General features: G+C 60.6%; 7 protein-coding genes. 6 read left to right on the top strand and 1 reads right to left on the bottom strand.

Annotated features, from left to right (window positions below; translation table 11 throughout):
• From K5845_RS21015 to K5845_RS21005, 3 genes are all read left to right on the top strand, one after another.
• On the top strand, positions 1-900 hold a 900-nt coding region (locus tag K5845_RS21015; RefSeq protein ID WP_287959957.1), incomplete at its 5' end, for a type IV secretory system conjugative DNA transfer family protein.
• Between the two features lie 38 nt (positions 901-938).
• A complete protein-coding gene (locus K5845_RS21010) occupies positions 939-1475 on the top strand; it encodes a hypothetical protein (RefSeq protein ID WP_287959956.1) in 537 nt (178 codons plus the stop codon).
• Positions 1476-1520: 45 nt separating this feature from the next.
• Positions 1521-2606, top strand: coding sequence for a hypothetical protein (locus tag K5845_RS21005; protein WP_287959955.1), 1086 nt, complete (start codon positions 1521-1523; stop codon positions 2604-2606).
• A gap of 4 nt (positions 2607-2610) precedes the next feature.
• Here the strand turns inward: K5845_RS21005 and K5845_RS21000 are convergent, their stop codons facing one another.
• Positions 2611-3009, bottom strand: coding sequence for a hypothetical protein (locus K5845_RS21000; RefSeq protein WP_287959954.1), 399 nt, complete (start codon positions 3007-3009; stop codon positions 2611-2613).
• A gap of 179 nt (positions 3010-3188) precedes the next feature.
• Here K5845_RS21000 and K5845_RS20995 point away from each other — a divergent pair, with 179 nt between their 5' ends.
• The 3 genes from K5845_RS20995 to K5845_RS20985 form a co-directional block, all read left to right on the top strand.
• Positions 3189-3518: a hypothetical protein gene (locus K5845_RS20995; protein ID WP_287959953.1), complete on the top strand. Its 330-nt coding sequence runs from the start codon at positions 3189-3191 to the stop codon at positions 3516-3518.
• A gap of 162 nt (positions 3519-3680) precedes the next feature.
• A complete protein-coding gene (locus K5845_RS20990) occupies positions 3681-4304 on the top strand; it encodes a hypothetical protein (protein ID WP_287959952.1) in 624 nt (207 codons plus the stop codon).
• A gap of 323 nt (positions 4305-4627) precedes the next feature.
• Positions 4628-5072, top strand: a 445-nt coding sequence (locus K5845_RS20985; RefSeq protein ID WP_502814154.1) for a DUF7146 domain-containing protein, incomplete at its 3' end; no start/stop codon positions are given.

Here is a 5072-nt window from a genome sequence, read left to right as displayed (position 1 = left end):
CAAGCACGCAACCTCGCCTACGTCGCCCGCTACTTGGCGCTGCCCACATCGTTCGAGGACCTGACCAAGCCCGCATACAAAAACAGCGAAACGGCGAAAGTGATTGCCGCCATGAAACAACTGGCCACAACCGCGAGCATCCCGTTTCTGGCCTCGCAGGCCACCGCCTTGGAGAATGCCCTGTCCGACAACACGCGCCTTGAGTCCATCATGGATACCGCGCGCCAGTTCTTCACCGCCTTCGACACATCGCCCACCGTGCGCGCAACCCTCGCCACCAGCAACTGGAAGCCCAAGGACCTGCGCTACCGCACCGGCACTTCCATCTACATTTCCCTCAAGCCGGGCGACATCCAGCCCTTCGCCCCACTCATCCGCATCCTCTTCCAGCAACATGCCAACGAACTGATCGACGGATCTTCCGCCAAGCCCGACCAGCTGCCCATCACCTTCTTCCTCGACGAGTTACCTCAACTCGGCACCATGTCGTCCCTGAACGACCTCCTCGATCTCGGCCGCAGCGCAGGCCTTCGCCTCTGGCTGTTTGGTCAATATTTCGGACAATTCAAGAAATCATACCGAGATCTCGCCAAAGGCATCATAGGCGGCTGCCGCGTCAGCTCGTGGATGCGGCCCGATGACGACGCGGCCGACTACATAAACCCCGCGCTTGGCCAGACCTACAGCTACTACTCCGAAGAACGCCAGCCCCTCGCACCCGAAAACCAGCTGCGTGGCCGAGAATTCCGCGACGACATCATCGTCCTCTCGCCGGGCGAGACCCCGATGCGCCTCTCCAAATTCTTTGCCTACCGCGCGATGGCCGACCGCATGAAAGTGCCTCCACCCCCCGTTCCAAGCGTTCTCAAAACGCCGCCCCAGTCGACACATAGCCCCTAGGTCTTGTTCCCATCGCCTTCAACCGACAGGAACTCCCCATGTCCGACGATACCGAAGACACCGGCCGCATCGTAGCCTTCAGGAACCAGGCCCACGAAGCAGGAACCAAGCAGCCCGCCTTCAAGGGCACCATCACAACCGAAGACAGCGCCGAGTTGCGCCCTCTGGCCCTCTGGGTTCGCATCAGCAAAAAAACCGGTAGGACCTTCATGACTGGCCGCGCCGGTGAAACGGCTGCCGCGCAAATCGACAAGCTAGCGGCTGCAGCGCCAGCCGAAGACGACGTCGAACAGTCTCAGGACGACGCCATCGAACGCGTGCGCCCGTTCGAACTCGCCTTGTTCAAGAACGATCGCAAGGAACCCGGCAGCAGACAGCCTGACTATTTCGGCTACTTCAATCCCGGCGACGGCGCCAGCCTGCAACGCCTCGACGTTTGGGCCCGTAACGACAAGTACGGCAAGCCCATGCTCTCAGGCAACGTCACGAGCCACAAGACCGAGCAGAAAAACGAGATCGCCGCCGAACAAACATCCCCCGTCCGGCCCAAGAAAAAGCGCGCCCTCAAAATGTAGCGCCCCTCTCACTCCGCTCCAACAACACCACAGAGGACAAACACCATGAAACGAGGACACCACTTCACCGTCGACAATTCAGTCGACCGCGAAACGGTTCTGGAGGTCCAGGGTATTCGTGCCGTCAAAGGCTACTTCACACGCCACATACGAGAGGACTTCACCACTTACGAAACCGTCCGTACCGACGACACCTCACCGATGATCTATTGGACAGACGGTAATCTCGCCAACCAAAGCCATTCATCCGCAACGGTCGAAGACTTCTTCAACCAGGACTTCCTAAAGCAGGACTTCCTTCCCAACATGGACACCTTCTACACCGTCTTCATAAACGACGTCGCTTACGCCTTCATCACGCATAACAGCCGCACGGACTCCATTACCGAAATCTACACCTTCGGCCAGCCCTTCACGCCAGAAAACCCGAACTTCGTCATTGTTCACGATATCCTGTATTGCCTCGCTAACAAGCTGACAGCCAGCCATATTCCCTTCAACCCCGTCACCTGCCATCTCGACCACTTGGTCAAGAGAAACGGCAAAAAGATTGTCGCCAACACAGCCGACAACGACGCCTTCTACGGCACCATTACCGTGCCCGCCGATATATCGTCCAACGACCTGCGCGAACTCACCATACTCGCCTACGTAACCCTCGACGTTACCGCGCTACCCCAAGGGAAGCTCGATGAGATCCGCTCGGTGCAAGGGAGCCTATACACGCGGAACGCTCAGGTCGTCTTCAACCAGCTCCGCACAGGTCACCAATCCATCATCGCGCCGAACGCGACGTGCCTGGCATGCCCCTATCTCGTAGAAGTCTACGGCCATATTTCCGCACCTGCCGCAACCTTCGTACACCTGCCCCAGCTCCACTCCGTCGGGTTTGATTTATCCCTTGGGGCCCTTGAGTACGCGGAATTTCCAGCCCTGGGCAGCGTCGAGGGTGATATCAACCTGTCCGCGCTCAAAATCGGCGCGTTCCCGATCCTGCGCTACGCGGATGGCTCTCTCATTGCTCCGAACGTCTCGCACCTCTATGCCCCATATCTCCCCGAGGTACCGAGTGACACCTCGAGCGCGGGCGAATTATCGGAAAATCATCCGGACGACGTGGCCGCCGCCTGACCCCTTAGCCCCTGAACATCCGAAGGCCGCGCTTCTTTTTCGGTGCGGCCTTATCGTTTTCTGGCGCTTCAAGCACCGGCGTTTCCAACGTAGGCCCTGCAAGCTCCTGCACCTCTTTCAGCTCCCGCTCAATGCTCTTCTGGTTGTAATCCGTCAGAGCCGTCAGGAAATCCCGCAGAACCTCATCACGCTCGACGCTTCCCAGCGCCTTCATCTGCAGCACGGCATCCGGTTCCAGCTTGTCGAGGGCGGCCGCCAGTTCCTGCTCCGCTTTCCGGCAGTCGATGCCGGTCTCCTCCGTCATCTCCTGTGTCCGGGCAAACGCCAGCAGCGCCGTGTTCAATCCGCCCAGCGCCGCCTTGCGCTCACGCGCCAGCTTCCCAAGCTTTTGCCTGTCCCACATCGCCAAGCCTTTCAATGCCGCAACGGAGGTTCACCGTATATCGCTTGCGCCCAACCCCGCATCCGGGGACAGCATTCCATTTTCGCAATCCACCGCGCCGGCACAAGCCATTTCGGTGCCGGTTCACCGCTTTCCAACAACCCCTTGAAAACATCCAGCGACCGACCCACACCGCTTCCATGGCAACCCGCTTCCCCCTCAACGACATAACCGACCAGGACATTCTGGCGTGTGCTGCGAAAGTGGCTGCCATGATGGTGCAGGCCCGGGACGAAGACGACACCATTGCCTGCCTCCTCGCCATCCAGGGCAGTATCGAAGTCTTCGCGGCACAAGCCGCCACGCCCCTCGAGCAGGGACTGTCGGAAGCCTTGCGCGTCATGAGCGCCGAGATGATCCGCCGCTCGGATGGTCACCGGCATCCCCATGCCAAGGCCGCCCGGACCTTCGTCAACGAGGACACGCGCCACGCCGTTCGCTTCAGGCGCCGACGCAAGCCGGCAAGTTGATCTGTCTGCCCCCTAGGCACGCAATGTGTGCCCCGTGTACGCAAATGACCATTCCGTGCGCACTTCCGTTGACCAGCCTTGGCCATGCCGTCAGCCTTCCCGCAACCCACGCAACAACAAGAAGAGTTCGGTGGATCTCGATTAACAAGGAAGCCTGTATCCATGGACCAAACCATCCCGACCTTTTCCGCGAACCTATATCCTAAGAAGCGCACCAACCGTAACGGCAAGGCGCTGCCCAACCTCAAGGGCTATGTCGCCGCCCACGACAATCCCGAGCGCCAGTTCAACGTCGCCGGCTGGAGCACATCCTTCACCAATGCCAAAGGCGTTGTCCTCACCGCCTACAACGGCCAGGTCGAACCCTTCGCCCGCAGCGACAGCGCCCGCGACAAGATGCGGGCCGGTGCCGAAGACAACATCGGCCCCGCCGTCGAGGTGAACGGCATGAAGCTCGAGTCCGGCCGCTTCGTGCTGTTCGAATCCGAATTGCCCAACGGCGAGTTGACCGAGGAAGGCTACCGCCGCGCCGACATTTACGGCTGGTGGAACGACAAGGGCGTCATCCGCGACATCAGCGGTTGGACTAACCAGCATGACGGCGGCCGCCTCTCCGTGGTCGGCAGTGTCCAGAAACATTGGGAAAAGGAGCAGGACGCGCCCGACGCTGCCCCCGAAAACGCCAAGGTGTCGTCCAAGAAGCTCAAGAAGATGCAGGAAGCCGCCGCGCACGCCGAGGAACCCGTCTTCGGGCACGACGCACCGACCGAGGAACGCACCTTCTAAGTCAGGGTACGTGTCACAGCAGGGGCTCCATCAGGGGCCTTTGTTTTTTGATGCGTATGCTAAGGATGATATGGGCGCCCCCGCCCTGCGGGCGGGCCAGGCTCTATCGCGCACAAGGGCAACGCGCGCGACGGAGCCGCGTACCGCGTCTCCGCCCATCCGGGTGACGATCCTTGGCGCGCGACGTGGCAAGGTACGGTGCCAAACAACAAAGCCCATCTTCGCGGGCAGCGAGAGCAAGAGAGGAGGGATCGGATTGGTAAACCGGGAAGGGAGGTGCAAGAGGCGCGTCCCACGGCAATCGTCAAAGACAAGATACCGACATGACCCTCTCCATACGCCAAATCTCCGAACGACTAGCCCGCAACGCCGAAGCCGTCTGCGCCCATTACCTGTCAAACGGCAAGCGCAATGGCCGCTACTGGGTTGTCGGCGACGCCTTCAACACCAAAGGCCGCTCCATGTACGTGCGGCTGACCGGTCCAGATTATGGCCCAGGCGCTGCTGGCAAATGGACCGATGCCGCTACCGGCGAACATGGCGACCTGCTCGACATCATCCAGCTAACCCTCAATATCTCGAAGCGGGAAGCCCGCGAGGAAGCCCTTCAATTCCTCTCCGAGCCCACCCTCGCGGCGAGGCCTCTGGAGCGCACGCCCGCACCCGGCAACAGTGCAGAGGCAGCCCGACGCCTCTTTGCAGCTTCAAAACCAATTCTCGGCACCCCCGGGGAAATCTACCTGCGCGGCCGCGCCATCTCCTGCGGCC

This window comes from Filomicrobium sp. (assembly GCF_025698805.1).
Taxonomy (GTDB): domain Bacteria; phylum Pseudomonadota; class Alphaproteobacteria; order Rhizobiales; family Hyphomicrobiaceae; genus Filomicrobium; species Filomicrobium insigne.
The sequence above is the reverse complement of the archived record's forward strand: the minus strand, read 5'-3'. Positions and strand labels throughout refer to the sequence as shown.